Annotated in this window: 23 protein-coding genes; 14 read left to right on the forward strand and 9 right to left on the reverse strand. The window is 60.8% G+C overall.

The features are described 5' to 3' along the window. Positions 1 to 104 precede the first annotated feature (104 nt). Both PSJE_RS24905 and PSJE_RS24910 read right to left on the reverse strand, forming a co-directional pair. Positions 105 to 1334, reverse strand: a complete 1230-nt coding sequence (locus PSJE_RS24905) for a Zn-dependent hydrolase (RefSeq protein WP_090456947.1) — start codon at positions 1332 to 1334, stop codon at positions 105 to 107. A gap of 25 nt (positions 1335 to 1359) precedes the next feature. After that, positions 1360 to 2670: an MFS transporter gene (locus PSJE_RS24910; RefSeq protein WP_057713914.1), complete on the reverse strand. Its 1311-nt coding sequence runs from the start codon at positions 2668 to 2670 to the stop codon at positions 1360 to 1362. Between the two features lie 561 nt (positions 2671 to 3231). On the opposite strand from PSJE_RS24910, the gene PSJE_RS24915 reads away from it, so the two are divergent. The 5 genes from PSJE_RS24915 to PSJE_RS24935 all read left to right on the forward strand — a co-directional run bounded on the left by PSJE_RS24915 (position 3232) and on the right by PSJE_RS24935 (position 8456). Next, positions 3232 to 4083, forward strand: coding sequence for a sugar phosphate isomerase/epimerase family protein (locus PSJE_RS24915; protein WP_090456949.1), 852 nt, complete (start codon positions 3232 to 3234; stop codon positions 4081 to 4083). A 14-nt stretch (positions 4084 to 4097) separates the two neighbouring features. Then, the gene (locus PSJE_RS24920) at positions 4098 to 5168 is read left to right on the forward strand and encodes an isopenicillin N synthase family dioxygenase (RefSeq protein WP_090456951.1); all 1071 of its coding nucleotides are present in this window, start codon (positions 4098 to 4100) and stop codon (positions 5166 to 5168) included. A gap of 46 nt (positions 5169 to 5214) precedes the next feature. Next, positions 5215 to 6009: an ABC transporter substrate-binding protein gene (locus PSJE_RS24925; protein WP_057713911.1), complete on the forward strand. Its 795-nt coding sequence runs from the start codon at positions 5215 to 5217 to the stop codon at positions 6007 to 6009. 64 nt (positions 6010 to 6073) lie between these two features. Then, entirely contained in the window at positions 6074 to 7621 is a 1548-nt protein-coding gene (locus PSJE_RS24930) for an amino acid ABC transporter permease/ATP-binding protein (protein WP_090456953.1), read from the forward strand. A 46-nt stretch (positions 7622 to 7667) separates the two neighbouring features. Continuing rightward, entirely contained in the window at positions 7668 to 8456 is a 789-nt protein-coding gene (locus tag PSJE_RS24935) for an SDR family oxidoreductase (RefSeq protein WP_090456955.1), read from the forward strand. Between the two features lie 74 nt (positions 8457 to 8530). Here PSJE_RS24935 and PSJE_RS24940 read toward each other — a convergent pair whose 3' ends face one another. From PSJE_RS24940 to PSJE_RS24960, 5 genes are read right to left on the reverse strand one after another with little or no spacing between them, the layout of a single operon-like run. Next, positions 8531 to 9364 carry a class I SAM-dependent methyltransferase gene (locus PSJE_RS24940; RefSeq protein ID WP_057713908.1) on the reverse strand — a complete coding sequence of 278 codons (834 nt, stop codon included), beginning with the start codon at positions 9362 to 9364 and terminating at the stop codon, positions 8531 to 8533. Beyond that, entirely contained in the window at positions 9358 to 10515 is a 1158-nt protein-coding gene (locus PSJE_RS24945) for an acyltransferase family protein (protein WP_090456956.1), read from the reverse strand. Before PSJE_RS24945 ends, PSJE_RS24940 begins: the two co-directional genes overlap by 7 nt. Then, positions 10512 to 11378: a class I SAM-dependent methyltransferase gene (locus PSJE_RS24950; protein ID WP_090456958.1), complete on the reverse strand. Its 867-nt coding sequence runs from the start codon at positions 11376 to 11378 to the stop codon at positions 10512 to 10514. The genes PSJE_RS24945 and PSJE_RS24950 overlap by 4 nt, the downstream gene beginning before the upstream one ends. Continuing rightward, positions 11375 to 12679, reverse strand: coding sequence for a glycosyltransferase (locus PSJE_RS24955; protein WP_090456960.1), 1305 nt, complete (start codon positions 12677 to 12679; stop codon positions 11375 to 11377). The genes PSJE_RS24950 and PSJE_RS24955 overlap by 4 nt, the downstream gene beginning before the upstream one ends. Beyond that, on the reverse strand, positions 12673 to 14337 hold the full coding sequence (locus PSJE_RS24960; RefSeq protein ID WP_090456962.1) for a glycosyltransferase: 1665 nt from the start codon (positions 14335 to 14337) through the stop codon (positions 12673 to 12675). Before PSJE_RS24960 ends, PSJE_RS24955 begins: the two co-directional genes overlap by 7 nt. Before the next feature lie 423 nt (positions 14338 to 14760). Between PSJE_RS24960 and PSJE_RS24970 the strand changes: the two genes are divergently transcribed. The 9 genes from PSJE_RS24970 to PSJE_RS25010 all read left to right on the forward strand — a co-directional run bounded on the left by PSJE_RS24970 (position 14761) and on the right by PSJE_RS25010 (position 24830). Next, positions 14761 to 15675 (forward strand): GDP-mannose 4,6-dehydratase, encoded by a 915-nt coding sequence (locus PSJE_RS24970; protein WP_090457963.1) that lies wholly within the window; start codon positions 14761 to 14763, stop codon positions 15673 to 15675. After that, complete coding sequence (gene gmd, locus PSJE_RS24975; protein WP_057713902.1) at positions 15672 to 16643, forward strand: GDP-mannose 4,6-dehydratase; 972 nt, start codon at positions 15672 to 15674, stop codon at positions 16641 to 16643. The genes PSJE_RS24970 and gmd overlap by 4 nt, the downstream gene beginning before the upstream one ends. Positions 16644 to 16646: 3 nt before the next feature. Next, positions 16647 to 18089: a mannose-1-phosphate guanylyltransferase/mannose-6-phosphate isomerase gene (locus PSJE_RS24980; RefSeq protein ID WP_090456965.1), complete on the forward strand. Its 1443-nt coding sequence runs from the start codon at positions 16647 to 16649 to the stop codon at positions 18087 to 18089. After that, complete coding sequence (locus tag PSJE_RS24985; RefSeq protein WP_057713900.1) at positions 18090 to 18887, forward strand: ABC transporter permease; 798 nt, start codon at positions 18090 to 18092, stop codon at positions 18885 to 18887. Next, positions 18887 to 20146, forward strand: coding sequence for an ABC transporter ATP-binding protein (locus PSJE_RS24990; RefSeq protein ID WP_090456967.1), 1260 nt, complete (start codon positions 18887 to 18889; stop codon positions 20144 to 20146). The genes PSJE_RS24985 and PSJE_RS24990 overlap by 1 nt, the downstream gene beginning before the upstream one ends. Continuing rightward, complete coding sequence (locus tag PSJE_RS24995; RefSeq protein WP_090456969.1) at positions 20143 to 21519, forward strand: glycosyltransferase family 4 protein; 1377 nt, start codon at positions 20143 to 20145, stop codon at positions 21517 to 21519. The genes PSJE_RS24990 and PSJE_RS24995 overlap by 4 nt, the downstream gene beginning before the upstream one ends. Continuing rightward, the gene (locus PSJE_RS25000; protein WP_090456971.1) at positions 21503 to 22633 is read left to right on the forward strand and encodes a glycosyltransferase family 4 protein; all 1131 of its coding nucleotides are present in this window, start codon (positions 21503 to 21505) and stop codon (positions 22631 to 22633) included. Before PSJE_RS24995 ends, PSJE_RS25000 begins: the two co-directional genes overlap by 17 nt. 1 nt (position 22634) lies before the next feature. Further along, entirely contained in the window at positions 22635 to 23765 is a 1131-nt protein-coding gene (locus PSJE_RS25005) for a glycosyltransferase family 4 protein (RefSeq protein WP_090456972.1), read from the forward strand. 147 nt (positions 23766 to 23912) lie between these two features. Continuing rightward, a complete protein-coding gene (locus PSJE_RS25010) occupies positions 23913 to 24830 on the forward strand; it encodes a LysR family transcriptional regulator (RefSeq protein WP_046043224.1) in 918 nt (305 codons plus the stop codon). Here the strand turns inward: PSJE_RS25010 and PSJE_RS25015 are convergent. Next, positions 24827 to 25438, reverse strand: a complete 612-nt coding sequence (locus PSJE_RS25015) for an RraA family protein (RefSeq protein WP_090456974.1) — start codon at positions 25436 to 25438, stop codon at positions 24827 to 24829. The genes PSJE_RS25010 and PSJE_RS25015 overlap by 4 nt on opposite strands. Next, on the reverse strand, positions 25431 to 25823 hold the full coding sequence (locus PSJE_RS25020) for a RidA family protein (protein ID WP_090456976.1): 393 nt from the start codon (positions 25821 to 25823) through the stop codon (positions 25431 to 25433). Before PSJE_RS25020 ends, PSJE_RS25015 begins: the two co-directional genes overlap by 8 nt. Position 25824 lies beyond the last annotated feature (1 nt).

The raw sequence follows: 25824 nt of genomic DNA on the forward strand, positions 1-25824 counted from the left end.
CCACTGTGGGAGCGAGCTTGCTCGCGATGAGGTCAGCACATTCAACATTCATGGCGACTGATCCACCGCTATCGCGAGCAAGCTCGCTCCCACATTGACTGCGTTTATTCAGTTTTTACCGCGCGGGCCAACACGGCATTGAGCAACACATCGGTGCCCTGGCGCACATCCTCGGGCAGCACATCTTCCGCTTCGTTATGGCTCAGGCCGCCCACGCACGGGATGAACACCATCGCTGTCGGGCAGTACCGCGCCAGGTGGATCGCATCATGTCCGGCGCCGCTGACAATCGATTGTTGAGCGTAGCCCAGGGCGTCCACGGCCTGTTGCACCGCCGCCACGCAGTCCACGTCGAACGGCGTCGCCGGGCTGATCCAGTGCGGGGTGATCGCCAGTTTCAAACCGCGAGCGTCGGCAATCGCCTGAAGCCGCGCACGGACCTGTTGTTCCATGGTCTCGATGGTTTCATCACGGTGATGACGCAGGTCGACGGTGAAGTTCACCAGCCCCGGAATGGTATTGCGCGACGATTTGTTGATGCTCAATTCACCGACCGTGGTCAGGCCTTCGGGAGCGAAGTCCGCCGCCAGGCCTTCGATGGCCTGGATCATCTGCGCCACGCCGTACAAGGCGTCCTTGCGCAGCGGCATAGGCGTGGTGCCGGCGTGGGCCGCCATGCCTTCGACCCGTACGTCGAGCCAGCGAATCGCCTGGCCGCCACTGACGACGCCGATGCTCTTGGCGTTGTCTTCGAGGATCGGCCCTTGCTCGATGTGGGCTTCAAAGTACGCATCCACCGCGCCGCCGAGCGGGCGCTCGCCGGCATAACCGGTACGTTGCAGCGCCTCGGCGACGCTGATCCCATCGATATCGCGCACCGCCAGCGCAACGTCCAGATCCATGATCCCGGTGAACACCGCCGAGCCGAACATGGCCGGGGTGAAGCGTGCGCCTTCTTCGTTGGTCCACACCGCCACTTCCAGCGGCTTGCGAGTCTGAATGCCCAGATCGTTCAGGCAGCGCACCACTTCCAGACCGGCGAGCACGCCGTACACGCCGTCGAAACGCCCGCCTTCGGGCTGGGTGTCGAGGTGGCTGCCCATCATCACCGGCGCTGCATCAGGATCGGTGCCGGCGCGGCGGGCAAACAGGTTGCCGATGGCATCCACGCTCAGGGTCATGCCGGCTTCGCGGCACCAGTGGGCAAAGAGTTCCCGACCGGCCTTGTCCTCGTCGCTCAGGGCCAGGCGGCAGCTGCCGCCACGGGCGGTGGCGCCGATTTCGGCCATCGCCATCAGACTCGCCCAGAGGCGTTCGCCATTGATCTTCAACATGTGTTTCTCCAGGAAAATTCGGGGGTCAGGCCTTGGCCAGTTCCAGGCGTTCAGCGCTGGCATGGCGACGGGCAAGGGACAGCACACACAGCAGCGAAGTCGCGGCGATCAGGCTGTAGAACACCGCCATCGGCCACCACTGGCCGACGAACCTGTGTGCCAGCAGCGTGCCGATCAGTGGCGTCAGGCCACCGGCCACAGCGCCGCAAATCTGGTACGCCAGAGAGATCGCGGTGTAGCGCACACGGGTCTCGAACATGCCGCTGACGTAGCCGGCGATCACCGCGTAGAACGACGCCATGCACACCACCGCCAACGCAATGCCGAGGATGATCAGCGGCGCCTGGGCCGAACTGACCAGCACGAACATCGGGTACGGCGAAGCCATCGCCAGCAGCGACACCAGGCACAGGAAGCGGGTGGCGCCAATCTTCTCGGCGACCCAGGCCGCCAGCGGTTGAATGCAGAACTGGATGATCGCGACGACAAACAGACACTCAAGGATCAGCGAGCGCGGCAGTTCCAGTTGCTGAGTGGTGTAGGCGATCATGAAGGTGTTGGTGAAATACACCCCGGCGATCCCCAGGGTGTTGGCGCCGATGCACAGCAACAATGGACGCCACGCGGTGCGCAGCACTTCCATGACCGGCGCCTGCTCCTTGCGTTTGTTTTTGCTCGCCAATTCGCGGCTGGCGAGAAACTCCGGCGACTCATTGACCCCCAGGCGAATCGCCAGGCCCACCAGCAGCAACAGCGAACTGGCGAGGAACGGCAGGCGCCAGCCCCAGCTCATCAGGTCTTCTTCCGGCAGACGGGTGACGGCGCTGAAGGCCAGCAGCGACAGGATCAAACCCGCCGGGCTGCCCAGTTGCGCAAACGAGGCGAAGAAATTGCGCCGGCCTTTCGGCGCATGCTCGCCGGCCATCAACACCGCCCCGCCCCACTCGCCACCCACGGCAATGCCCTGGACGATGCGCAACAGAATCAGCAGCACCGGGGCAGCGGCGCCGATTTGCGCGTAAGTCGGCAGCAAGCCGATGCACACCGTGACCACGCCCATCATCAACAAGGTGATGATCAGCGACTTCTTGCGGCCGATGCGGTCACCGATATGACCGAAGACAATCCCGCCCAACGGCCGCGCAAAGAAACCCACGGCGAAGGTGCCGAAAGCGGCCATGGTGCTGAACAGCTTATCGTCCGAGGGAAAGAACAGCGCACCGAACACCAGCGCGGCGGCGGTGGCGTAGATGTAAAAGTCGTACCACTCGATCATGGTGCCAATGAAGGCAGCGGCGGCCGCACGGCGCGGCTGGGACGAAGCTTGAGGCTTCATGGGTCGGGCTCCTTTGGTTATTTTTCTGGCAGGAGAGAAACGGCAAATCCGCAGCGCTCTGGCGGCGCCGGTCTGGGGATGATTTTTCGTTCCGGGACCATGATTAGTCAATTTTCTATTTATTATTCGAAGTATTACTTAAGCTTATAATTGAGAGCGACAGTCGAACGCGGTGTGCAACGCACAGGCGTTGAGCAGAATGTAAACGTGGGTCTGCAATGTCAGTTACAGGTCGCGGCTCTTCTCGACAGGCAGCAATCGATCAAAAGCGAACCCTCATCGGCCCGGGGTCGCTTGGGACTCTTCAAAATGATGCCGCAACAATGGCATCTCTCGCTAATAGCCAACGTAGACAGGTTCTCGCCCAGAAAACCCCTTCCGGCCAGCGCTATAAGTAGCAAGCTATTTGTTAATGAAAGTCTGAAGTATTCATTTGAACTTTCAGATTCTTTCAGTGCGCGGCCTGTGCCTAACATCGACTCCACAGCGAACCAGCCTCTTGGCAGTCTGGCGCCGTCGAAGTGCATTTGCAGTAGGCCTTGGGATTTTTGAGGATCACCGATGAAGCTGGAAATTTTTCGCACGCTGTGGGGTTACACCGCCAGCAAGGCTCAGGCACTCGAGGAGTTGCTGCAAGCGGGCTTTGATGGCATGGAAGCACGCCTGCCACTGGACGCCCGTGAACGGACCGAGTTTGGCGCCTTTCTCCAGGCCAATCGCCTGGGCTATATCAGCACAGTCTTCACCGCGTATGACGTGCTGCCGGACCAGTCGGCGTCCCCCGCCATTCACCTCAATGACCTCGACCAGAAACTCGCCTGGGCCGCTGAACTCGGCCCACGCTTCGTCAACGTGCTGGCGGGCAATGACCGCTGGTCCTTGCCACAGCAAGTGGAGTTTTTCGGCCAGGCGCTGGATCTGGCGCGCAAACACGGCCAGGTCTGCAGTTTCGAAACCCACCGTTCGCGTTCGCTGTTCAACCCCTGGGTGACTCTGGAGTTGATCCGGCAATTGCCCGATCTGTTGTTCACCAGTGACATCAGCCACTGGGTCGTGACCTGCGAGCGCCTGTTGAATGACCCGGCCGATGACCTGAGCACTTTCATCGAGCGGGTTCACCATATCCAGGCCCGGATCGGTTACGACCAGGGCCCGCAGGTTCCGCACCCGGCAGCTCCCGAATATGCAAAAGAACTGGCTTTCCATCAGCAGCACTGGGAAAGCATCTGGCGCTCGCAGCAAGCCCGCGGTTACCAGGTCAGCACCCTGACCCCGGAATTCGGCGCCGACGGCTACCTGCATCATTTGCCCTTCACCAATGTCCCGGTTGCCGACCTGTGGTCATTGAACGTGTGGATGGGCCAGACCGAGCGCGAACACTTCAACCGTTTCAGCCACTCAAGCCATCCTTAGGGAGCCGATGCGTCATGCCTGACAATAAAAACAACAGCGCCAGCACTGACACACACAAAGCCAACTTCAACAGCATCCCGGTGGTCAATATCACCGGTCTGTTCAGCGTTGAACTGGAACACCGCCTGGCCGTGGCCGAACAATTGGGGCGCGCCGCCAGCGAGGTCGGGTTCCTCTACATCACCCATCACGGTATCGACCCGCAACTGATCGCCAACCTGCGCCAGGCTGCCAAGGACTTTTTCGACCAGCCCTTCGACACCAAGATGCAGCACTACATCGGCACCTCCCAAACCCACAAGGGATTTGTGCCCGAAGGCGAAGAGGTCTATTCCAAGGGCAAGCCGGACCACAAGGAAGCCTTTGACGTCGGCTTCGAAGTCCCGGCCGATGACCCGCTGGTGCTGACCAACACGCCATTGCTGGGGCCCAATGACTGGCCGCAGCTGCAAGGTTTCAAGGCGTCGGTGCAGGCCTACTATGAAGCCATCTTCGCCTTGGGCCGGCGCCTGTTCGGTGGCTTCGCCCTGACCCTGGGCCTGGAAGAAAACTACTTCGACAGCCTGGTCACCCGTCCCCCGTCCAAGCTGCGCCTTATCCACTATCCCTTCGACGGTACCGCCCATGACGCACCGGGTCTTGGAGCCCATACTGATTACGAGTGTTTCACCATCCTTTTGGCCGACAAACCAGGCCTTGAGGTGATGAACAACCTTGGCCAATGGATCGATGCACCACCGATTGCCGATGCCTTTGTGGTCAACATCGGCGACATGCTGGAGGTGATGACCGCAGGCGCATTCGTAGCCACCGCGCACCGGGTGCGCAGCGTGAAGGAGGAACGTTATTCCTTTCCGCTGTTTTATGCCTGCGACTATCACACCCAGATCAAACCACTGCCCGGGTTCGCACAGGCAGGCAACGACTACGAAGAAATCACCATCGGCGAACACATGTATGGCCAGGCGCTGCAGACCTATCAGTATCTGCGCCAGAGGGTGGCCAACGGGGAAGTTCAACTGCCAGGCAAGGCACGCAAGCCCGCCAGTTTCGGACATTTGAAAAATCAGGCTCAACCGTCCTGATTGAAGTTTTCAGCTAACCCCCTACCTACGCCGGAGTCAGTACATCATGAAAAACAATAAGAAAAACCTTTTGAGCCTGGCTGTGTTGGCAGCCGGTATGTTCGGTGCCTCGGTGAGCATGGCCGCGGCAGACACGTTCAAGGTCGGCATGGAGATCACCTACCCTCCCTTTGAGTCCTATGACAAGGACAAAAACGTGGTGGGTTCGGACCCCGAACTGGCAACGGCACTGGCCAAGCACATGAACGCCAAGGTGGAGTTCGTCGACACCAAGTTCCCGAGCCTGATCCTGGGCTTGAACTCCGGCAAGTACGACGCAGTCATTTCCGGCATGTACATCACGCCAGAGCGCCAGACTCAGGCCCAGACCATCGCCTACGCCAACACCGGTGCCGCGGTCATGGTGCCCAAGGGCAGCGAGATCAATGCGAAGAAGCCTGAAGACCTGTGCGGCCTGAAACTGGGCCTGGAACAGGGCACCACCTGGGTCAAGGAATTCAAGAAGCTCTCCGACGACTACTGCGTGCCGAACAACAAAGGCGCCATCACCGTCAGCGAGTACCCTTCGGCCCCCGAAGTGACCCAGGCCTTGTTGTCCAGGAACATTCAGGCCCAGGTTGAAATCGCCGGCGCGGCAAAAATGATCGCGGAAAAGACCAACGGCCGGGTAGTGATCACCACCGAGCATCCGATTTATCAGCAAACCCTGGGCATCTTCGTCAAGAAAGGTAACGACGAAACCTTCCAGGCCGTGCAAAAGGCCTTCGAGGAGAGCAAAAAGAGCGGTGAATACGCCGCAATTCTCCAGAAATATGGCTTGGAAGAACCGACTGCCAATTAAGAACCTGTCCTTGTAGTCTGGTCATCTGCCTCCCCTGCACCGGGGCGGCAGATCGAGGTGCCCCATGCAATTCGATTGGTCATATTTCCTGTCCCTGTTCTCCCTGCCGGACTTCTGGAAGGCCTGCGTAACGGTGGTCCAGCTCAGCGCCCTGGCCTGGTTCATCGGCATGCTGCTGGGTTTTGTCCTGGCCACGGCCAAGCTGTCCCACACGCCCTTGCTGCGCATTCCCGCAGCGGTCTACATCTGGTTCTTCCGCAGCATTCCGTTGCTGGTGCTGGTGGTCTTCGTCTACAACCTGCCGCAACTGTTTCCCGGTAGCGGACCGATTCTGTCCAACCCCTTCTACTCGGGCCTGCTGGCCCTGGTGGTCACTGAAGCGGCGTACATGGCGGAAATCCATCGTGGTGGCCTGATCTCCGTGGCCAAAGGCCAGAAGGAAGCCGGGCGCGCGCTGGGTGTCGGCCTGTTCGGCATGCAACGCTTGATCGTGATCCCCCAGGCATTCCGTATTTCGCTGCCCACGCTGATCAATGAATACATCACGGTGGTCAAGCTGACATCGCTGGTCTCGGTCATCTCCCTGACCGAAATCCTCACGGTCGGCCAACGCCTCTATGCCACCAACTTTCTGGTCATGGAAACCCTGGCGGCAGTAGGCGTCTATTACGTGTTGATCGTCACCGTGTTCGGTTTTTTCCTGCAGCGCCTGGAGCGCTACCTGGACCTGAACTTCCGCAAGCCTCACACACTCGACGCGGCCGCCATAGCCAACTTCAGGGCCAGCGCCGAAGCGTTGCCCGACACTGCGCGCAAAGCGGCAGGCAACAATGCGACGCCCATCCTGCAACTGAAGAACATCCAGAAAAGCTATGGCACCCACAAGGTGCTGCTGGGTATCGACCTGAATGTCGAATACGGCCAGGTGGTCTCGATCATCGGGCCATCCGGCTCCGGCAAGACGTCGCTGATCCGCACCGTCAACGGCCTGGAAACCATCGATACCGGCGACATTCTGTTGTTCGGCGAAAAATTCATTGAAGCGTCGGACAAACCCAACAGCACCCGCCTGCGCAAAGGCGTGCGGCACATCGGCATGGTGTTCCAGAACTTCAACCTGTTCCCGCACCGCACCATTCTCGACAACGTCACCCTGGCGCCCCGTTACCATGGCCAGCCGGGCGAGCTGAGTGAACATCGTGCTTATGCGCTACTGGACAAGGTCGGCCTGCTGGCCCATGCCCACAAGTACCCGCACCAGCTCTCCGGTGGGCAGCAACAGCGTGTGGCGATCGCTCGAGCCCTGGCGATGGAACCGCAGATCATGCTGTTCGACGAGCCGACCTCGGCCCTCGACCCGGAACTGGTCAACGACGTGCTGAACGTGATCCGCGACCTGGCCAAAGAGGGCATGACCATGCTGATCGTGACCCACGAAATGGACTTTGCCATGTCGATATCCGACCGGGTCGTATTCATGGAGAACGGTAATATCCAACTGGATGCCGCACCTGAAACCATACGATGCGATGCCGAAGGAGAACGAGTGCGGCGCTTCATGGGCATCAGTGCTCGATCGCCAAGCCGGTCTGCAACGGTGGATCATGCATGAATAGGCAACCACTTTCTTTGAGCTTTCTTCTTTCAGGAAAACGCACATGAATCTGGGAATAGCAGGACGCTGGGCGCTGGTATGCGCCGCCAGCAAAGGTCTGGGCAAAGCCTGCGCACAGGCACTCGTCCATGAAGGCGTGAACGTGGTGATCACCGCACGCGGCGAGCACACGCTCAATGAAACAGCCCGTGAGCTCAGAGCGCTAAATCCTGAAGTGACGGTCATCGCCGTAGCCGGAGACATTTCGACGGCCGAGGGTCGGGCGGCAGCGCTCATGGCCCATGAGCATTTCGATATCTTGATCAACAACGCTGGAGGCCCTCCCCCCGGGGATTTTCGCGAATGGAATCGCGACGCCTGGCTCAAGGCGCTGGATGCCAACATGCTGACGCCTATCGAGTTGATCAAGGCAACGGTAGACGGTATGGCGGCACGTGGATTTGGTCGAATCATCAACATCACGTCGAGTGCCGTGAAGTCCCCTATCGAAAGCCTGGGCCTGTCCAACGGTGCGCGTAGTGGTCTGACAGGTTTTATCGCAGGGCTTGCCCGGCAAGAAAACATCGCCAGTCGCAATGTGACGATCAACAACCTGCAACCAGGCTCATTCGACACCGATCGACTGCGTGACAACCTGGTCGCTGCTGCCCAGGAGTCGGGGCAGAACAGCGAGGAGTTCCTTGGCCAATGCCGTAGCGAAATTCCTGCCAAACGCTTCGGCTCACCCGAAGAGTTCGGTGCGCTGTGTGCCTTCGTTTGCAGCAACCATGCGGGCTACCTGACCGGGCAGAACCTGTTGATTGATGGAGGGGCCGTTCGCTCCAGCCAATAATGGGCAAGGGCTATGCAGGTGTACCCGGGCAATCAGGCTGGAGTTCGCGGCCTCGCCCGGGTGAGTATTGCTGATCAGGGTTTACGCGCAATGATCACCTGACTTTTCGCCACCACGGCATCCAGCGCCTGCTTGATCTGTGCGCCCCGTGGCGAAGCCAGGATCGCCTGCCAGGTATCCGCCCAGTGGTTGAGCAACGGATGGTCCGGGTTGCTGAAATCGACCTTGGCTTCCCAGAACAACAGCATCCACATCGACCAGTAGAATCCGTACTGGCTGTGGCTGATCACTTCCAGGCCGGCATCGCTGACCATGGCCTTGAACTGCTCTTCGCTGATGATGCGGATGTGGTTGGGCTTCTGGAAATACTCGGCCGCCGCGATATCTTTCTGCAGGTCTTCGGAGCTGGGGTGCGGGACGCTCAGCAGATACAACGCGCCCGGTTTGCCGACGCGTACCAGTTCAGCGAGGAACTGCGCCGGATCGTCCACGTGTTCGATGACCTCGGTCGACACCACCCGCGTGGCGGTCGCATCGGCAATCGGCAGCGGGTTGCAGTCGGTGACATGGCATTCGACGTCGCGGGCCGGTGTATCGCTCAGGCGCAGGCGGGTCGCTTCGACCTTGGCCGCGTCGATATCGGCGATGATGATCTTCGCCCCGCGCATCCCGCAGAAATGTACGTTGCCGCCGTCGCCGCAGCCAACATCCAGCAGCGTGTCCTCGGGGGTCACCGGGAATCCGCTGAACAGTTCGCCGGTCTGCTGATTGAACCAGCCGCTGAGCATCGCATCGTGCAGGCCGAGCATGTAAGGGTCGACTTTCTCCGCCACTGGCGCCGCGGGCGGGGTCTCTGGCTGCACAGGCGCGGGCGTGCCCGCCGTGAGTTTCTTCAAAAGGCTCAGCATGAGGTGGCTCCAGAGGATGTGACGGCTGTTCGGGAAGTGCCCAGGCGTTTGACCAGCGAGGCGCCGCGGTTGCGCATGGGCATTTCGATGACGCGATAGTTGAGTTCGCTCAGCAGCACGATCAGGCCGCCAGCCATCAGCAACATCAAGATCGGATGGCCAGCCGGACTGGGCAGCCCGGCAGCCTGCAAACGGAAAATGAATTCACGAACCAGCAAGTAGGCCGGGATATGGATCAAGTAAATCCCGTAGGAACGGCTGCCGACCCACGTCATCAGGTTTTTGAACACGCCGCGCGGCAACAGGTAATCGCGGTTGTAAGAAGCGATCCAGACCAGCAGCGCGCACAGCACCGCAATCACGCCGATCCGGTAAGAGGTGAAGGTGAAACGATCCGTTGCCATGAAGCTGAGCAGCAACGACAGCGCGATCAATGCGGCAACGCCCGCCCATGGACGACGCAAGAATTTTGGCTCCCAGCGCAGGTACGACGGTTGCGTACTCCACATCGCCAACAGCACGCCAAGGGCCAGCGCATCGGTGCGCACTACCATCAGGATCGGCGTGCGCAAGGTGAACAATTGCACCGCAACCAGCGCCAGCAACGCCCACACCAGGTGCTTGCGAAACAGCACGATCATCAACGGAAACAGCAGGTAGAACTGCTCTTCCAGCGACAGGCTCCAGTACACGAAGCTAGTGCCGTACTCGTAGTGATAAAAACTGTCGGCAAAGCGGAAATTGGCGTATTGGGCGATGCCGGCCAGGGTCGCCTGAATGTTCGCGTGCAGGGTGCCGAACGCGCCGGAGCGGTTGAGAAAAAGGCACGCCAGCAACATCAGCGCCAGCCATAACCAGGCTGAAGGGAGCAATCGAAAGGCCCGTCTCAACCAAAAATTACGCGTCTGCTGCCAATATTCCTGACGCGTTGTGCAACGGCGCAAGGCCGGGATCAGGCTGCGGGCAATGACGAAGCCCGAGATCGCGAAAAACAGATCCACGCCCCACCACGGCTGACCGTACAGCGTGATGGCTTGCAACAACGGCACGGCCGCCGCGAACAGGCTGTCCTGCAGGTGATGAAACAGCACGCCGAGTACCGCAATGCCGCGCAACAACTCGATGTCCATGATCCGTTTTTCGTTGCTCATGCGCCCTCCTGGACATGAGGTTTGCGAGCAATGATCACCTGGCTCTTGGGCATGAACTGATCCAGCATCTGCTTGATCGCCAACCCGTCGGGCTGGGCCAGCAAGTCCTGCCAGGTTTTCGCCCAGCTCTCCATCAGCGGCGGATACGGCGCCTGAATCCGGTCGCGAACCGCGCCACCCAATTCACGCCCGGCAGCGCGCTCGCTGGCCCAGAAAAAAATCATGCCCATGACCCAGAAAAAACCGGACGCTTGGCGATGCTCGATGACCAGGCCCGCGTCTTCCACCAGCGCGGCGAATCGCTCGGGGCTGAAAATCTGTACGTGATTGGGCGATTGGAAATAGCTGGCCGGAGCGATGCCTTTCTGCAAATGTTCGCCTACCGGGGACGGTACGCTCAGCAGGTACAGCGCGCCGGGGCGGCCCATGCGCACCAGTTCGGCCATGAAGGGTTCTGGCTGATCGATGTGTTCCAGTACTTCCATGCACACGACTTTGCTGGCGCAGCCCTCGGCCAATGGCAGCGGCAAACTGTTGCTGACCAGCCCCAGGCTCGGCTTGTCTGATTGCGCCGCCACTTGTCGGGCAAGCTCGCAGACCTTGTCGTGTTCACTGTCGGTGAAAATCACCGAAGCGCCCTGGCGGACCGCGAACAAAGTCGCCACGCCTTCACCGCAGCCGACATCCAGCAAGGTGTCGTCGGCGGTGATGGCAAACCCCTTGAGCAATTCACCGCTGTCACCGAGAAACCAGCCGTCGAGCAGGGCATCGTACAAACCGATGTCCCTGGGCGAGACCCGCATTTCTGCTGGGGCGACCGCTACCGGTGCGGGCCGCAACTTCGCAAGCAGGCGCCGAATCATATGCCCGACGCTTGTGCGCAGTTTGCTTCACGCCGTTGCAGCAACTGCTCGAACACCGCCTTCAGGCGCTGTTCGGCAACGGCCTGGCTGCAGAACCCCTGCAGGCTGCCGACGGCATGGGCCGACATTCGCTGATAGCGCTCGACGTCCTGCCTGGCGACGTCATGGCTGGCGGAAAATGCCGTACACAGTGAGTCCCAATCCGTGACGTAACGCAGGGTACGATACGCTGCGCGAGGATCGTGGGGCCAGGATGTCAGTTCGTCGGTGCCTTCGACGATGAACGCGTTGTCACGGTCGATGTAGTCGGCCATGGCGGTGTTCAGCGGCGCAATGGCCGGCTTGCCGCAGGACATGAACTCCATCAACGGCAGGCATTGCCCTTCGCCGTAGGAGCAGTTGACGACGTAACTGGTGGCCTCGACCAGGCGCTCGTAGTCGATGTCGGACAGAAAGCCGTGGATCAGCACAATGCGGCACTGGTAGGACTGATTCTTGTAGACGTGGTGCAGCATGTCGTTCAAAGCATTGGCGATGTCATGGTGCGTGAGCTTGAGCACCAGGGTCGCGTCGGGCGTGTCGCGAAAGGCAGTGCAGAATGCACTGATCATGTCCTTCCAGTTCTTGCGTCCGTCGTAGGGATTGAATACCGAGGTGTAGACCACGCCCTCGAGCACCAGCTCACAATCGCGCGGCGGTTGGTCGAAGGCGATCGGCGTGCCTTCGCGCAAACGTTCGGGGCCGTAGGGGCGCAAGTCCGTGGTGCGACTGTCGATCAACAGCCCGCGCAGGTTCAGACGTATAGGGCCCACGACCGGACGCTTGTCCAGAAGCTCGCCACGGGCGGCAAAACGGTCCCAGACAGGTGCTGCGATAGCGCTGATCGGGTAATCGGGGCCCATCACATCGCGTACGGCATTCACGGTAAAACTGGAGTGGGTGATCGCTGTCCCGCAGGAGCCCAACACCGTCCGCCAGTCATGCCGTGGTTCGCCCTGCCAGCTCTCGGTGGGAATGGTGCTGAACTCCCAGGCGAACACCGGAATCGTCGGGCACGCGTAGTGGACCGGCGTGCGATGCGGCGGGGAGAAGGACAGGAACACACAGTCTTCGCCCCGGCTCAGGCAATCGAAATACAACCGATCGACCAGCTCGTCCGGGTTGCTGACCTCGATCACCTGCCCCAGCCGTTCGAGCACCGGGCGGAATTCCTTGAGGACGAAGTAATAGCTGTACTCGGGCCGCCCAAGATTCTGCTGGATGTTGCTCTTGTTGGTTTCCGAATGAATGATGATCAGCACGATGCAGCCCCCGTTTCGGTAACCACCGGCACGACGTCACGGGCAGGTTCCTGTTTGAAGAACAGCGCCAGCCGCTGCTGCACCGGCCCGAAGCTGCAGTACTGGTGCATGCGTTCGCTGGCCGCGTCCGCCATGGCCTGCCAGGCGTCCGGCTGATTTTTTGCCATCGCGTAGCTGTTCTCATAAGCCGTTTTCAACGACCCCCAGTCCGGACGGTGGCGCAATGTGCGGTACAGGATGCGCGCGTCTTCCGGCCAGATCGTCGGCTCCTGGCTGGACTTGACGACGAAAGCCACGCGCTCGTCGATGTAGTCGCGCATCGCCGTGTGGTTCGGGGCGATGACAGGCCGGGCGCAGGACATGAACTCCATCAGCGGCAGGCACAAGCCTTCGCAACGTGAAGCGTTGACGTAGTAGCTCGCCGCGCCATAAAGCCGGGCGAACTGCTCGTCCTGCAGATAACCGTGCATGACCACCACGCGACAGGCGAAGGGCGAGAGCTGGGACAGCAAGGTCATGAGCTCGACGTAATAGGTCGACAGGTCGTTCTGGGTCATCTTCAACACGAGCGTGGCGTCTTGCACATCACGCAGCGCCCAGCAGAACGCCGTGATCAGGTGATGCCAGTTCTTGCGCCCGTCATCGGGGTTGAACACGCTCACGTAGATGACGCCATCGACCTCGATTTCCACCGTTTGACTGGTGTCGGGGAAAGCCGCTTGTGGATGCTCGTCCTGCGCGCAAGTCGCGCTGATGACGGGTTCATCCGGCGCGGGAGCTTCGCTGACCGCAGGTTCGATCGGCAACGGTTGAGGCGTGCGAAACCTGGCCAGCCACGGCCGAACGGCATCCGGCACCAGATCGCGAACAGCTTCGCGATACCACAACAGCAGGTAGTGTTTAAGCAGGAACAGCGACGAGTGCTCGCTGTCTGCCGACAGGGCTCGACAGGCTTCGCGCAGGTAATGTTTGGTGATGAAAAGGCGCCGCCGCAGGGTCAACGGTGGCGGTGGCGGTGGCGCTGATTCAGGTTCTGGTTCCGGCTCTGGTTCCGGCTCGACGATTTCCTCTGGTGCTTGCTCGATGATCGGCGCGATCAAACCATCGGCGGACAACCCCATCGAGCGACTGTCCAGGATGCAACCCTTGATCTGCAGCGTGGCACCCGCGTTCACCGGCGTACCGGGATATTGCTGGCGGATACCGGCGAAGCGTTCCCACAAAGGCGTCGGCAGCACCAACACCGGGAAGTCGTCGCCCAGGGTCCGGCGGATGGCTTCGGCGGTGTGGGTGGACAAGGTGATCACTCGTCCCAGACGCGCCAGTGTCTGGCTCCAGTCTTGACGCGGATTGTTGTCCCAGTGCTCGGCGGGAATGCTGTCGAACTCCCAGGCAACCACGCACACCATCGGGCATTGCAAGTCGGTGGGGGTCTTGTGCGGTGGCGCGAACGAAATGAACAGGCAGTCCTGACCGGCCTGCTGCAACTGCCGATACAGCGGGTCGACCTCGGCGGCCGATGACACCACATGCACCGGCCCGAGGCTTTCGAACAACGGTCGGTACGCCTTGAGCACGAAGTAGTAACTGTATTCTGGACGGCCGAGACTCTGGCTGATGGAGCTGTCGTTGACGTCGGAGTAAAGAATAAAATTCATGGCATCCCACGGTGACGCCGCCATCCCGGCAGCCTCACGCTATGACGGGGAGGATACGGTTCGAGTCCGTGTTTACTGGCGCTCGTCCATCGTCTTCCTGCCCGTCTTCGTTCTTGTTTTAGTGGTCAGTTTCTCGCAGTTTCGAAGCGACGCTGCCGAACCCCGGGTAATCGTGACGAGGGGCATTCTAACCACATCCGTTGAGGATTCGTGAACCGCCCGACGAGAATAAATCAGGCTACGCAGACGAGAACTGATCAGTCACGGTTGGACCTGTTGAAATTGCCGAGCAAATGGCACAGATTGGCTACCAAACAACTACAACAAAACATTTCATCTGTCTTACGAGCGATCCTGTTGATTCGTGAGACCCTTCCATTAAGCCAGTAGGAAATGGATGAAATGTATGACCGGGGGTCGCTGTTGAAAAAACGTCTGTTTGTCACGGGTCTGACTGGATTCGTAGGACAACACATCCAATCGCGTTTGCAGGCTGACGCCTCGGAATGGGAGCTGCTGCCTGTTCCCGGCCGCTACGATCTTGCCGCGCCGGACAGCCTCGAAGGGTTGTGGCCGGTCATGCCCGATGCGGTGATCCACCTGGCCGGCCAGACGTTCGTCCCGGAGGCTTTTCGTGATCCGGCCGGTACCCTGAATATCAATCTGCTGGGCACCCTGAACCTGCTGCAGGCCCTCAAGGCGCGCGGCTTCAGCGGCACGTTCCTGTACGTCAGCTCCGGCGATGTCTATGGCCAGGTCGCTGAAGAGCATCTGCCCATCACTGAATTGCAACCACCCTGCCCGCGCAATCCCTATGCCGTCAGCAAACTGTCGGCGGAGTTCCTGAGTTTGCAATGGGGCCTGAGCGAAGGCTGGCCCGTACTGGTCGCCCGCCCGTTCAACCACATCGGTACCGGGCAGAAAGACAGCTTCGTCATCGCCAGCGCCGCCCGTCAGATCTGCCGGATCAAGCAAGGACTGCAAGGGCCACAACTGGAGGTCGGGGACATCGACGTCACGCGCGATTTCCTCGATGTCGGGGACGTGGTCTCGGCCTACCTGGCCTTGCTGGAAAAAGGTACGCCGGGGCAGGTCTACAACATTTGCTCGGGGCGCGAGCAGAGCATTCGCAGTTTGATCGAACAACTGGCAGATCTTGCCCAGGTCGATCTGCAACTGGTCCAGGACCCTGCACGACTTCGCCGCGCGGATCAGCGACGTGTGTGTGGCAGCCCTGCCAGGCTGACCCAAACCACCGATTGGAAGCCTGAAATCACAACACAACAATCCCTGCGGGCGATCCTGTCCGACTGGGAGAAGCGAGTACGACAAGAATGACTAAAAGTGCATTGATCACAGGTATCACCGGCCAGGATGGCGCTTATCTGGCGAAACTGTTGCTCGACAAGGGCTACAAAGTCCACGGCCTGGTGGCGCGTCGCAGCAGCGATTCGCGCTGGCGCCTGCGCGAGATGGGGGTCGAGGCGGACATCGTCTACCTGGACGGCGACATGGCCGATGCCTGTTCAGTGCAGCGCGCGGTGATCAAATCGGCGCCGGACGAGATCTACAACCTTGCTGCACAAAGCTTTGTCGCGGCTTCCTGGGATCAACCGGTGACCACCGGCATCGTCGACGGCTTGGGCGTTACCCACCTGCTCGAAGCGATCCGTCAGTTCAGCCCGCACACGCGTTTCTACCAGGCGTCCACCAGCGAAATGTTCGGCCTGATCCAGGCCGAACAGCAAGACGAGAACACACCGTTCTATCCGCGCAGCCCTTATGGCGTGGCCAAGCTGTACGGCCACTGGATCACCGTGAACTACCGCGAAAGCTTCAACCTGCACGCCAGCAGCGGCATTCTGTTCAACCATGAATCACCGCTGCGCGGCATCGAGTTCGTGACGCGCAAAGTCACCGACGCCGCCGCCCGCATCAAGCAGGGCAAGCAGCAGGAACTGTGCCTGGGCAACATCGACGCCAAGCGCGACTGGGGCTTTGCCGGGGACTACGTCGAAGCCATGTGGCTGATGCTGCAACAGGACAAGCCCGATGACTTCGTGGTGGCCACCGGCGTCACCACCACCGTGCGCGAGATGTGCCGGATCGCCTTCGATCACGTGGGCCTGAACTACCGCGACTTCGTGAAGATCGACCCGGCGTTCTTCCGCCCGGCCGAAGTCGAAGTGCTGCTCGGCAACCCGGCCAAGGCCCAGCGTGTGCTGGGTTGGAAACCAAAAACCGACCTGGATACCTTGATCCGCATGATGATGGATGCGGACATGAAACGCGTCGCCAAGGAGTAGGCCATGCTGATTCCCGTGATTCTCTCCGGCGGTGCCGGGACAAGGTTGTGGCCGGTGTCGCGTGAAGGCCATCCCAAACCGTTCATGGCATTGCCCGACGGCCAGTCGCTGCTGGGCAAGACCTATCGGCGTGCCGCGGACCTGCTCGACGGCTGGGGCGATATCGTCACGGTGACCAACCGCGAGTACTACTTCCAGAGCAAGGATCACTTTCGGGACGCGCACCTTGGCCGCCATCGCGGACACTTCCTGCTGGAGCCGACGGGGCGCAACACGGCGCCGGCCATTGCCGCCGCCGCCCTCTCCCTCCAGGCCCTGCATGGTGACGACGCGATCATGCTGGTCATGCCCGCCGACCACCTGATCGTCAATGTCGACGCATTGAAGGACGCAGTCGAGCATGCCGTGGCATTGGCCAGGCGCGGTCACCTGGTGACCTTCGGTGTCGTACCGACCGCTCCGGAAACCGGGTTTGGCTACATTGAAGCCGGCACATCGCTGGACGATAAAGGCGCTGCCAGTGTGCGGCGCTTCGTCGAAAAACCCGACCTGCAAACCGCGACGCATTACGTGGAAAGCGGCAACTTCCTGTGGAACTCCGGGATGTTCTGCTTCTCGGTCGCCAGCCTGCTGGCCGAGCTGCAAACCCATGCTCCCGACTTGCTGGAGCAGGCGCAAACCTGCATGGCCGCCAGCGCCGCGGTGGAAAACGCCGGAAGCCTGCAACAGGAACTGTCACCGGCCCTGTTTGGCGAAATCATGGACATTTCCATCGATTACGCGTTGATGGAGCGCTCCGACAAAGTGGTCGTGGTGCCGGCCCGTTTCGACTGGAGCGACATCGGCTCCTGGGGGGCGGTGGCCGCGCTGGTTCCAGCGGATGCACAGAACAACCGCACCGTCGGCGAATCGATTTTCATCGACAGCCACAACAACTTCGTCCAGAGCGAAAACCGTCTGGTAGCGACCGTGGGCGTGGATAACCTGATCATCGTCGACACCGCCGACGCGGTGTTGGTGGCCCACGCCGACCGTGCCCAGGATGTGCGCCGGGTGGCCAGGCAACTCAAGGATAAAGAGCACGAAGCCTATCGCTTGCACCGTACGGTCAGCCGGCCATGGGGCACCTACACCGTGCTCGAGGAAGGCCCGCGCTTCAAGATCAAACGCATCGTGGTCAAGCCCGGCGCCAAGTTGTCGTTGCAGATGCACCACCATCGTAATGAACACTGGGTGGTGGTCGAAGGCATGGCCAAGGTCACCAACAATGGCACCGGCACGCACCTGGTGGCCAAGAACGAATCGACCTTCATTGCCGCCGGTCACAAACATCGCCTGGAAAATCCCGGCGTGATCGACCTTGTGATCATCGAAGTGCAAAGCGGCGAATACCTGGGAGAGGACGACATCGTCCGCTTCGAAGATCAATACGGCAGGACGGTTTGAATGCTGCGTAATCTTTACCAATCGCTGTGGAGTTACCGGGGTTTCATCCTCGGCAGCGTCAAACGGGAGTTTCAGGCGCGTTATCGCAACTCGCTGTTCGGTGCCTTGTGGACCGTGCTCAATCCGCTGTCGATGATCCTGGTCTACACGGTGATCTTCTCCACCATCATGCGCGCCCGCTTGCCGGGCGTGGATGACGGGTTGGCCTATAGCGTCTACCTGTGCGCCGGCCTGCTGACCTGGGGCCTGTTCGCCGAGATCACCACGCGCAGCCAGAGCATGTTCCTGGAAAACGCCAACCTGCTGAAGAAAATCAGCTTCCCGCGCATCTGCCTGCCGGTCATCGTGCTGCTCAATGCCGGGATCAATTTCGCGATCATCCTGGGGTTGTTCCTCGGCTTCCTGCTGATCAGCGGACGGCTGCCTGGCATGGCGCTGCTGGCGCTGGTGCCGTTGCTGGTCCTGCAGGTGATCTTCGCTGCCGGGCTGGGAATGATTCTGGGCGTGCTCAACGTGTTCTTTCGCGACGTCGGGCAGTTTTTCGGCATCTGCCTGCAATTCTGGTTCTGGCTGACGCCGATCGTTTATCCGCTGTCGATCCTGCCGACGGGCATCCAGCGCTTTATCGAGCTGAACCCGATGACGGCACTGATGAACAGCTACCAGAACCTGTTTCTCTACAACCAATGGCCAGACTGGAGCTCGCTGGTCCCGTTGCTGGTGATCGGCCTGTTGTTCTGTGGGATGGCGCTGCGGCTGTTCCGCCAGCGTGTCGGTGAAATGGTGGACGAGCTCTGATGGGACATATACGTGTCAGTGGCCTGGGCAAGGCTTACAAGCAGTACCCGAATCGCTGGAGCCGGCTGTTCGAATGGCTGGTGCCGTTTTCCCGCACCCGGCATCACCTGCACTGGGTCCTGCAAGGGGTCGATTTCGAGATTCAGCCGGGTGAAGCCGTGGGCATCGTCGGGGTCAACGGTGCGGGTAAAAGCACGCTGTTGAAGATGATCACCGGCACCACCCAGCCCACCTGCGGCGACATCCACTTGCAAGGACGTGTGGCGGCGCTGCTGGAGCTGGGCATGGGCTTCCACCCGGACTTCACCGGTCGGCAGAACACCTTCATGGCCGGCCAGTTGCTCGGCATGCAGGTCGAAGAAATCGAAGCGCTGATGCCAGAGATCGAGAGCTTCGCCGAAATCGGCGAGGCCATCGACCATCCGGTTCGCACCTATTCCAGCGGCATGCAGATGCGCCTGGCGTTCAGCGTGGCCACCGCGCGGCGGCCGGACATCCTGATCGTCGATGAAGCGCTGTCCGTGGGTGACGCCTACTTCCAGCACAAAAGCTTCGATCGCATCCGCAACTTCCGCAAGGCCGGTACCACGTTGCTGATCGTGTCCCATGACCGTTCGGCGATCCAGTCGATCTGCGACACCGCCATCCTCTTGGAGAACGGGCGCATGGCCATGCGCGGCAAGCCTGAAGAAGTGATGGACTACTACAACGCCATGCTCGCCCAGCGCGAGGGCCAGACGGTGCGTCAGGAAATGCTCGCCAACGGGCAGGTGCAAACCATTTCCGGGACAGGCGAAGCGGGCATTCTCAGCGTCCGCCTGCTTGACCCCAAGGGGCGTTCGGTGGAGGTGGCTGAAGTCGGCCAGGCGATGGTCCTGGAAGTGCAGGTCGAGGTGCGCCAGGACATCGAGCGACTGATTCTCGGCTTCATGATCAAGGATCGCCTTGGCCAGCCCATGTACGGCATCAATACCCACCGGGTGGACAAAGCCCTCACCGACCTGAGTGCCGGCGAACGCGTCACCTACCGTTTTGCCTTCGACATGCGCCTGGGCAAGGGCAATTATTCGGTGGCCCTGAGCCTGTCGCGGCTGGATTCGCACCTGGATCGCAATTTCGAATGGCGTGACTACGGGCTGGTTTTCCACGTGATCAACAATCGCCAGGAAGATTTCGTGGGTTGCTCCTGGCTCGAAGCGCAGACCAGCGTGACCCGTTCCAGCGAAAACCGGGTGGAATCCATTGGGGAAACACGATGACCAGACTGTTGGTGGAATGTACCTACGTCTTCGAACACCCGGATGCCAACTCGGGCATCCAGCGGGTCGTTCGCAATGTGATTCAGCAATTGCCGGCCGCGAACGCCCGGCGCGAATGCGTTCCGGTGGTGATGATCAATGGCGCGTTGTTCGAGGTGAAAAGCCTGGCGCCCCTGCCGACCGTCAAAGTGGATCTGGTGAGCCTGCGGGTGAAGCTAGAACAGTTCGCCAATCAGTTCTGGCTGCGCCACCGCGCGCTGGAACGTCGCCGTCCTTTCAGCCAATCGAAGTTCGCCCGCCGGGTGCTTTACGTCGGTTGCCGTCTGACCGCGTTCGCCTGCCTGAGCCTACCGATGCGCCTGCTCGATCGGGCACTCAAGGGCCAGAAGGTTCCCGAGCGTTGCGTGCCGTTGCGGCATCGCGCCGGCGACCAATTGGTGCTGCTGGACTCGTCCTGGCACGCCAACTTCTTCCCCCTGGCCGAACAACTCAAGCGTGACGGGGTCGGCATCGTTTCGGTGATCTACGACCTGATTCCCCTGACCCACCCGCAGTTTTGCGACGCAGGACTGGTGAAGGTCTTCAACGAATGGTTCGACTGGATCGCCCGCACCGCCGATGGCTACGTGGCGATCTCGACCACCATCCGCGACCAGGTCCGCCAGGAGATGACCCGCAGGATCGGTACCGCGCAGGTTCAGCAACGCTGGTTCGACTATTTTCACCTCGGTTCCGAACTCGACCTGACCGATGCCCGGTCTACCGTCGACCCGGGGCTGCTGCAGATGTTCAAGACGCCGGACCCTGTGTTCCTGATGGTCAGCACCATCGAGCCGCGCAAGAACCATGCGTATCTGCTGGACGCGTTCGAGCGCGCCTGGGCGGCCGGCTCCAAAGCCCGGTTATGCATCGTCGGCAAGATTGGCTGGAAATGCGAGGCGCTGATCGAGCGTATACGCCAGCATCCGCAATTGAACCTGCGTTTGTTCATGTTCAACAACCTTTCGGACAAGAGCCTGGAACACGCCTATTCCCACGCGACATCGCTGGTGTTCCCGTCCTACGTCGAAGGGTTCGGTTTGCCGCTGGTGGAAGCCATGCAGCGAGGCCTGCCGGCCATGGCCAGCGACATCCCGGTGTTCCGCGAAATCGGTGGCGAGTACATGGCGTATTTCGACCTCTCCGACCCGCAGAACCTGGCCGATCTGGTCATCGACATGGAAAGCGGCGGCGCATTTCCCGCGCCCCTCAACCTGGATAACTGGCGTTGGCTGAGCTGGCGCGAGGCGAGTGCGCAACTGGTCGAACGCATCCAGCGCAATCTGCACAGCGATACGAAGGTGCCTGAGAGTCAGCATGCGAATTGCCCTTAACGCCCGCATCCTCCAGGCACCGCGCACGGGCATCGGTCAGTACGTCGCCGAACTGGCGACGGCCCTGGCCCGCGAATCGGACGTCGAGTTGTCGTTGTTCCACGGCTGGGGCTGGAGTTCGACTCTGCCTGAGGCGGCGATGCCCGGTTACTCGCGTCTGACGCCGTTGCTGCGACAGATTCCGGGAGCCTATCAGGCACGGCGCTGGCTGGAGCAGAAGCGTTTTGATCAGCGCCCTTCCCAGGCCATTGATCTGTATCACGAGCCGAGTCTGTGGCCGCTGTCGTTCAACGGCCCGACCATCATCACACTGCATGACCTCACGCACCTGCACTATCCCGACACCCAACCACCGGCACGCCTGCGCGAAATCGAGCGGCGACTGGCCGACGGCGTACAGCGGGCGCGGCTGATTCTGACGGACTCGCAGTACATCGCCGAGCAAGCGCAGGCCTGGTTCGCACTGCCGGCCGAGCGCTTCGTGGTGGCACCGCTGGGTGTGGCCGCGCGCTTCCACCCCCGTGAACCCGAGGCCATCGATCAGGTCCTCAAGGCCCACGGCGTCGAGGCGCGGGAGTATTTCCTTTGCGTCGGTACCCTGGAGCCACGCAAGAATCTGACCCTGGCCCTGCGTGCTCATGCCCGGCTGCCGGAAACCGTGCGCCAGCGTTTTCCGTTGCTGATCGCCGGCATGGCCGGCTGGCAGCGTCAGCAGTTCAACGACGAATTACGTTCGGCCCTCGCGTCAGGTCATGTGTGCCTTCTGGGGTACTTGTCGGACGACGATCTGGCGCAGCTACTGGCCGGAGCCCGGGCGCTGGTCTTCCCTTCGTTGTACGAGGGGTTCGGCCTGCCGGTGCTGGAAGCCATGGCCAGTGGCACTCCGGTGATTCTGACGGGTGAGTCGGCGATGCCGGAGGTCGCTGGCGATGCCGGCAACTACATCGAGGCGCACGACCCCGACTCCTTGCGCGATACCATGCAGCGGTTGATCGACGACCCGGCGCACTGGCAGGCCTGTCGCGAGGCGGGTTTGCAGCGGGCGAAGCTATTTTCCTGGGAGCGTTGCGCGACGGTGACCGCCCGCGCCTACCGCCAGGCAATGGAGAACTGATATGCGCGTTCTGCACTTTTATAAAACCTACTTGCCCGACTCCATGGGTGGCATCGAACAAGTCATTTTCCAGATGAGCGAAAGTGGCGCGCGCCATGGTGTCGACAGCACTGTGCTGACTCTGAGCAATAATCCGGCACCGGGCGTGTTGCAGATCCGCGAGCACCAGGTGCATCAGGCCAGGATGGATTTTCAACTCGCCTCCACCGGTTTTTCCTACAGCGTGTTCAAGCAGTTTCGAGAGCTCGCGGCTGAAGCCGACGTGGTCAACTATCACTTCCCCTGGCCCTTCATGGACCTGGTGCATTTTGTCAGCGACATCAAAAAGCCCAGCGTGGTGAGTTACCACTCCGACATCATTCGCCAACGCCATCTGCTCAAACTGTACCGTCCGTTGATGCGTCGGTTCCTGGACAGCGCGGATCGAATCGCCGTGGCGTCCCCGAACTACTTTCACACCAGCGACGTGCTCAAGGACTACCACGATAAGACCCGTGTCATCACCTATGGCCTGGACAAGTCGGGTTATCCGACGCAAGACGCGGCGCGGACCGAGCGCTGGCGCCAGAAGCTGGGGGACAAGTTCTTCCTGTTCGTCGGTGTGATGCGCTACTACAAGGGGCTGCACATCCTGCTTGAAGCGATGCAGGGGCTGAACTATCCCGTGGTGATCGTGGGCGCCGGCCCGCTGGAAGCGGAGCTGCATGCCCAGGCCAGGGCGCTGGGCCTGCGGAACCTGCACTTTCTCGGGTTCCTGGGCGACGAAGACAAGGTCGCCTTGCTCGAGTTGAGTTATGCGGTGGTGTTCCCGTCGCACCTGCGCTCCGAAGCCTTTGGCATTTCGCTGCTGGAAGGCGCGATGTATGGCAAACCGATGATCTCCAGTGAAATTGGCACTGGCACCAGTTACATCAACATCCATAACGAGACCGGGCTGGTGGTGCCACCGAGCAATCCATCGGCGTTTCGCGAGGCGATGCGCACGCTTTGGGAAAACCCGGTGCTGGCGGCGCAAATGGGCGAGAAGGCGCAGGCCCGTTATCAAAATCTGTTTACCGCGGACGAAATGGGTCGCAAATGGGCAGCGCTGTATGAGGAGCTGCTGGAAGAGAAAGCCCTCGCCTACGCATGAGGTTTTTTTTGCAGATCCGAGTTGTCTCTGCTGCTGCGCTCCAACAGTGTTACGATCCTGCGACTGTAGATTTGCCATGGCTTGCGCAGGATGTGTGCAAGCCGTCGACTCTCCCTATTGGCCCCCCCGACTTTCTGCTGACCGCCTATGCAACGTCTGCTCAATGACCGCCTGGACTGGAACCTGCTGCGCACCTTTCGGGTGATTGGCCAGGAGCAGAGCATCAGCCGCGCTGCCGCCCGCCTGCACCTGACGCAACCGGCAGTGAGTCAGGCGCTCAAACGCCTGGAGGAACAACTGGGCCGCCAATTGATTGCCCGTCGCGGGCCACGTTTTGCCCTGACTGAAGTCGGCGAGCAGATCTTCGCCCTGGCCGGGGAAATCTACGGGCAAATGTCCCAGGTCAGTAGCGTGCTGGAACAACCGGCCGACGAAGTGATCGGCAAAGTGCGGTTGCTGATCATCAGCCGGATCTTCTCCGAGCGCTTTGATGACTTTCTCGCCGACTTCCATCGTCAATACCCGCGAGTGGACCTGGAAGTCGACGTGATGCGCAGTTCCGACATCGTCAGCGCCCTCCAGGAAAAAACCGCGACCCTCGGCCTGAGCCTCAATCGGCGCCCGCAGCCACGCCTGGAGCAGCGCTTGTTCCTGCGTCAACGCTATGCTTTTTTCTGCGGCAAGCACCATGGGATGTTCGGCCAGCAGGACGTCGCCGAAGGGGATTTGCAACGGGAGAACTTCGTCAGTTTCACCAGTGACCAGATCGGCGGCATGCTCTCGCCGCTGACGATTTTCCGCGATCAGCAGGGTTTCAGTGGTCGCATCGTCGCGTCCTCACCGAGCCTGGAAGAAGTCCGGCGACTGGTGATCGCCGGCTTCGGTATCGGCTGTCTGCCCGAACACGTGGTGGCGGCCGACGTCGACGCCGGATTGCTCTGGCGCCTGCCGCCCCACGAGGGGATTGCCGATGTGGACATTCATTTGCTGTGGAACCGCGAACAGCGCATGAGCCGTGCCGAGACGATCTTTCTCGAAAGCCTGCAACAACGGCTGACGGACTAAACGCGCAAGACTTGCGTCACCGGTTCACCGGCCTGCAAGCGTTCGAGCAAGCGCGGCTCGCTGCGATCCGAAGCCAGCGCCTGATCGATGACTGCCGCCGCCGATGCCGTGTCGAGAAACAACACGCCGTTGTCGTCCGCCAGCACCCAATCCCCCGGCTGCACCGTCACGCCGGCGCAGTGGATGGGCTGATTGATGGCGCTGTCGCCACGGCCGTGCAGCTTGGTGGTCAACAGGCTGGTGCCTCGGGCGAACACCGGCAACCCGGCTTCACGCAGCTCCAGCAGATCGGTCACTGCGCCGTCCACCACAATACCCACAGCACCGGCAAAGCGTGCCGCGCAACTGGTCACCGCACCGACTGGCGCATGCTGGTGATCGCCACCGGTGTCGATCACCAGCACGTCGCCCGGCCTGATTTGCGCCAGGGCCCGGTTGACGGCAATGGCATCGGCGCCCACCAGTTTCAGGGTCAACGCACGGCCAACGACTTTCACATTGGGCACCATGGCCCGCAGTTGCGGATCGGCAAAACCCTCTTCGAGAAAGTGCCCGAGGGTCGGAAAGCTCACGGCCTTGAGCTGCTCGATCAGTTGCGACTCATCCATGCTGCGGCTCCCCGGCAATCAGTTCGGCAACACAGTCGATCTCTAGCGATACGCCCCACAATGCCACGCACACCGTGGTGCGCGCCGGTGGCGCATGGCCCAGGAACTCGCGGTACACGGCGTTGAACGGCTCCAGTTGCGCAGGATCGGTCAGGTAGGCATTGACCTTGATCACATGGCTGAAACCGGAGCCCGCCTCGATCAGGATCGCTTCGAGGTTGCGCAAGGTTTGCCGTACCTGCTCGGGGAAATCAGCAGGCTGTTCGTCGAGGCTGCCGTGGGCCGGAATCTGCCCGGCGGTGAACACCAGGTGGCCGCTGACAACAGCTTGGGAGTAAGGCCCGACCGGGCCGATGTAGCCCGGGGCCGATTGAATTCTGCGCATG

Origin of the sequence: Pseudomonas jessenii (assembly GCF_002236115.1) — a bacterium.
GTDB lineage: Bacteria > Pseudomonadota > Gammaproteobacteria > Pseudomonadales > Pseudomonadaceae > Aquipseudomonas > Aquipseudomonas jessenii.

Bases quoted from the DNA above. Each gene is read 5' to 3' on its own strand.
- PSJE_RS24905 (WP_090456947.1), bottom strand. From the start codon at position 1,334: ATGTTGAAGATCAATGGCGAACGCCTCTGGGCGAGTCTGATGGCGATG.
- PSJE_RS24910 (WP_057713914.1), bottom strand. From the start codon at position 2,670: ATGAAGCCTCAAGCTTCGTCCCAGCCGCGCCGTGCGGCCGCCGCTGCC.
- PSJE_RS24915 (WP_090456949.1), top strand. From the start codon at position 3,232: ATGAAGCTGGAAATTTTTCGCACGCTGTGGGGTTACACCGCCAGCAAG.
- PSJE_RS24920 (WP_090456951.1), top strand. From the start codon at position 4,098: ATGCCTGACAATAAAAACAACAGCGCCAGCACTGACACACACAAAGCC.
- PSJE_RS24925 (WP_057713911.1), top strand. From the start codon at position 5,215: ATGAAAAACAATAAGAAAAACCTTTTGAGCCTGGCTGTGTTGGCAGCC.
- PSJE_RS24930 (WP_090456953.1), top strand. From the start codon at position 6,074: ATGCAATTCGATTGGTCATATTTCCTGTCCCTGTTCTCCCTGCCGGAC.
- PSJE_RS24935 (WP_090456955.1), top strand. From the start codon at position 7,668: ATGAATCTGGGAATAGCAGGACGCTGGGCGCTGGTATGCGCCGCCAGC.
- PSJE_RS24940 (WP_057713908.1), bottom strand. From the start codon at position 9,364: ATGCTGAGCCTTTTGAAGAAACTCACGGCGGGCACGCCCGCGCCTGTG.
- PSJE_RS24945 (WP_090456956.1), bottom strand. From the start codon at position 10,515: ATGAGCAACGAAAAACGGATCATGGACATCGAGTTGTTGCGCGGCATT.
- PSJE_RS24950 (WP_090456958.1), bottom strand. From the start codon at position 11,378: ATGATTCGGCGCCTGCTTGCGAAGTTGCGGCCCGCACCGGTAGCGGTC.
- PSJE_RS24960 (WP_090456962.1), bottom strand. From the start codon at position 14,337: ATGAATTTTATTCTTTACTCCGACGTCAACGACAGCTCCATCAGCCAG.
- gmd (WP_057713902.1), top strand. From the start codon at position 15,672: ATGACTAAAAGTGCATTGATCACAGGTATCACCGGCCAGGATGGCGCT.
- PSJE_RS24980 (WP_090456965.1), top strand. From the start codon at position 16,647: ATGCTGATTCCCGTGATTCTCTCCGGCGGTGCCGGGACAAGGTTGTGG.
- PSJE_RS24985 (WP_057713900.1), top strand. From the start codon at position 18,090: ATGCTGCGTAATCTTTACCAATCGCTGTGGAGTTACCGGGGTTTCATC.
- PSJE_RS24990 (WP_090456967.1), top strand. From the start codon at position 18,887: ATGGGACATATACGTGTCAGTGGCCTGGGCAAGGCTTACAAGCAGTAC.
- PSJE_RS24995 (WP_090456969.1), top strand. From the start codon at position 20,143: ATGACCAGACTGTTGGTGGAATGTACCTACGTCTTCGAACACCCGGAT.
- PSJE_RS25000 (WP_090456971.1), top strand. From the start codon at position 21,503: ATGCGAATTGCCCTTAACGCCCGCATCCTCCAGGCACCGCGCACGGGC.
- PSJE_RS25005 (WP_090456972.1), top strand. From the start codon at position 22,635: ATGCGCGTTCTGCACTTTTATAAAACCTACTTGCCCGACTCCATGGGT.
- PSJE_RS25010 (WP_046043224.1), top strand. From the start codon at position 23,913: ATGCAACGTCTGCTCAATGACCGCCTGGACTGGAACCTGCTGCGCACC.
- PSJE_RS25015 (WP_090456974.1), bottom strand. From the start codon at position 25,438: ATGGATGAGTCGCAACTGATCGAGCAGCTCAAGGCCGTGAGCTTTCCG.
- PSJE_RS25020 (WP_090456976.1), bottom strand. From the start codon at position 25,823: ATGCGCAGAATTCAATCGGCCCCGGGCTACATCGGCCCGGTCGGGCCT.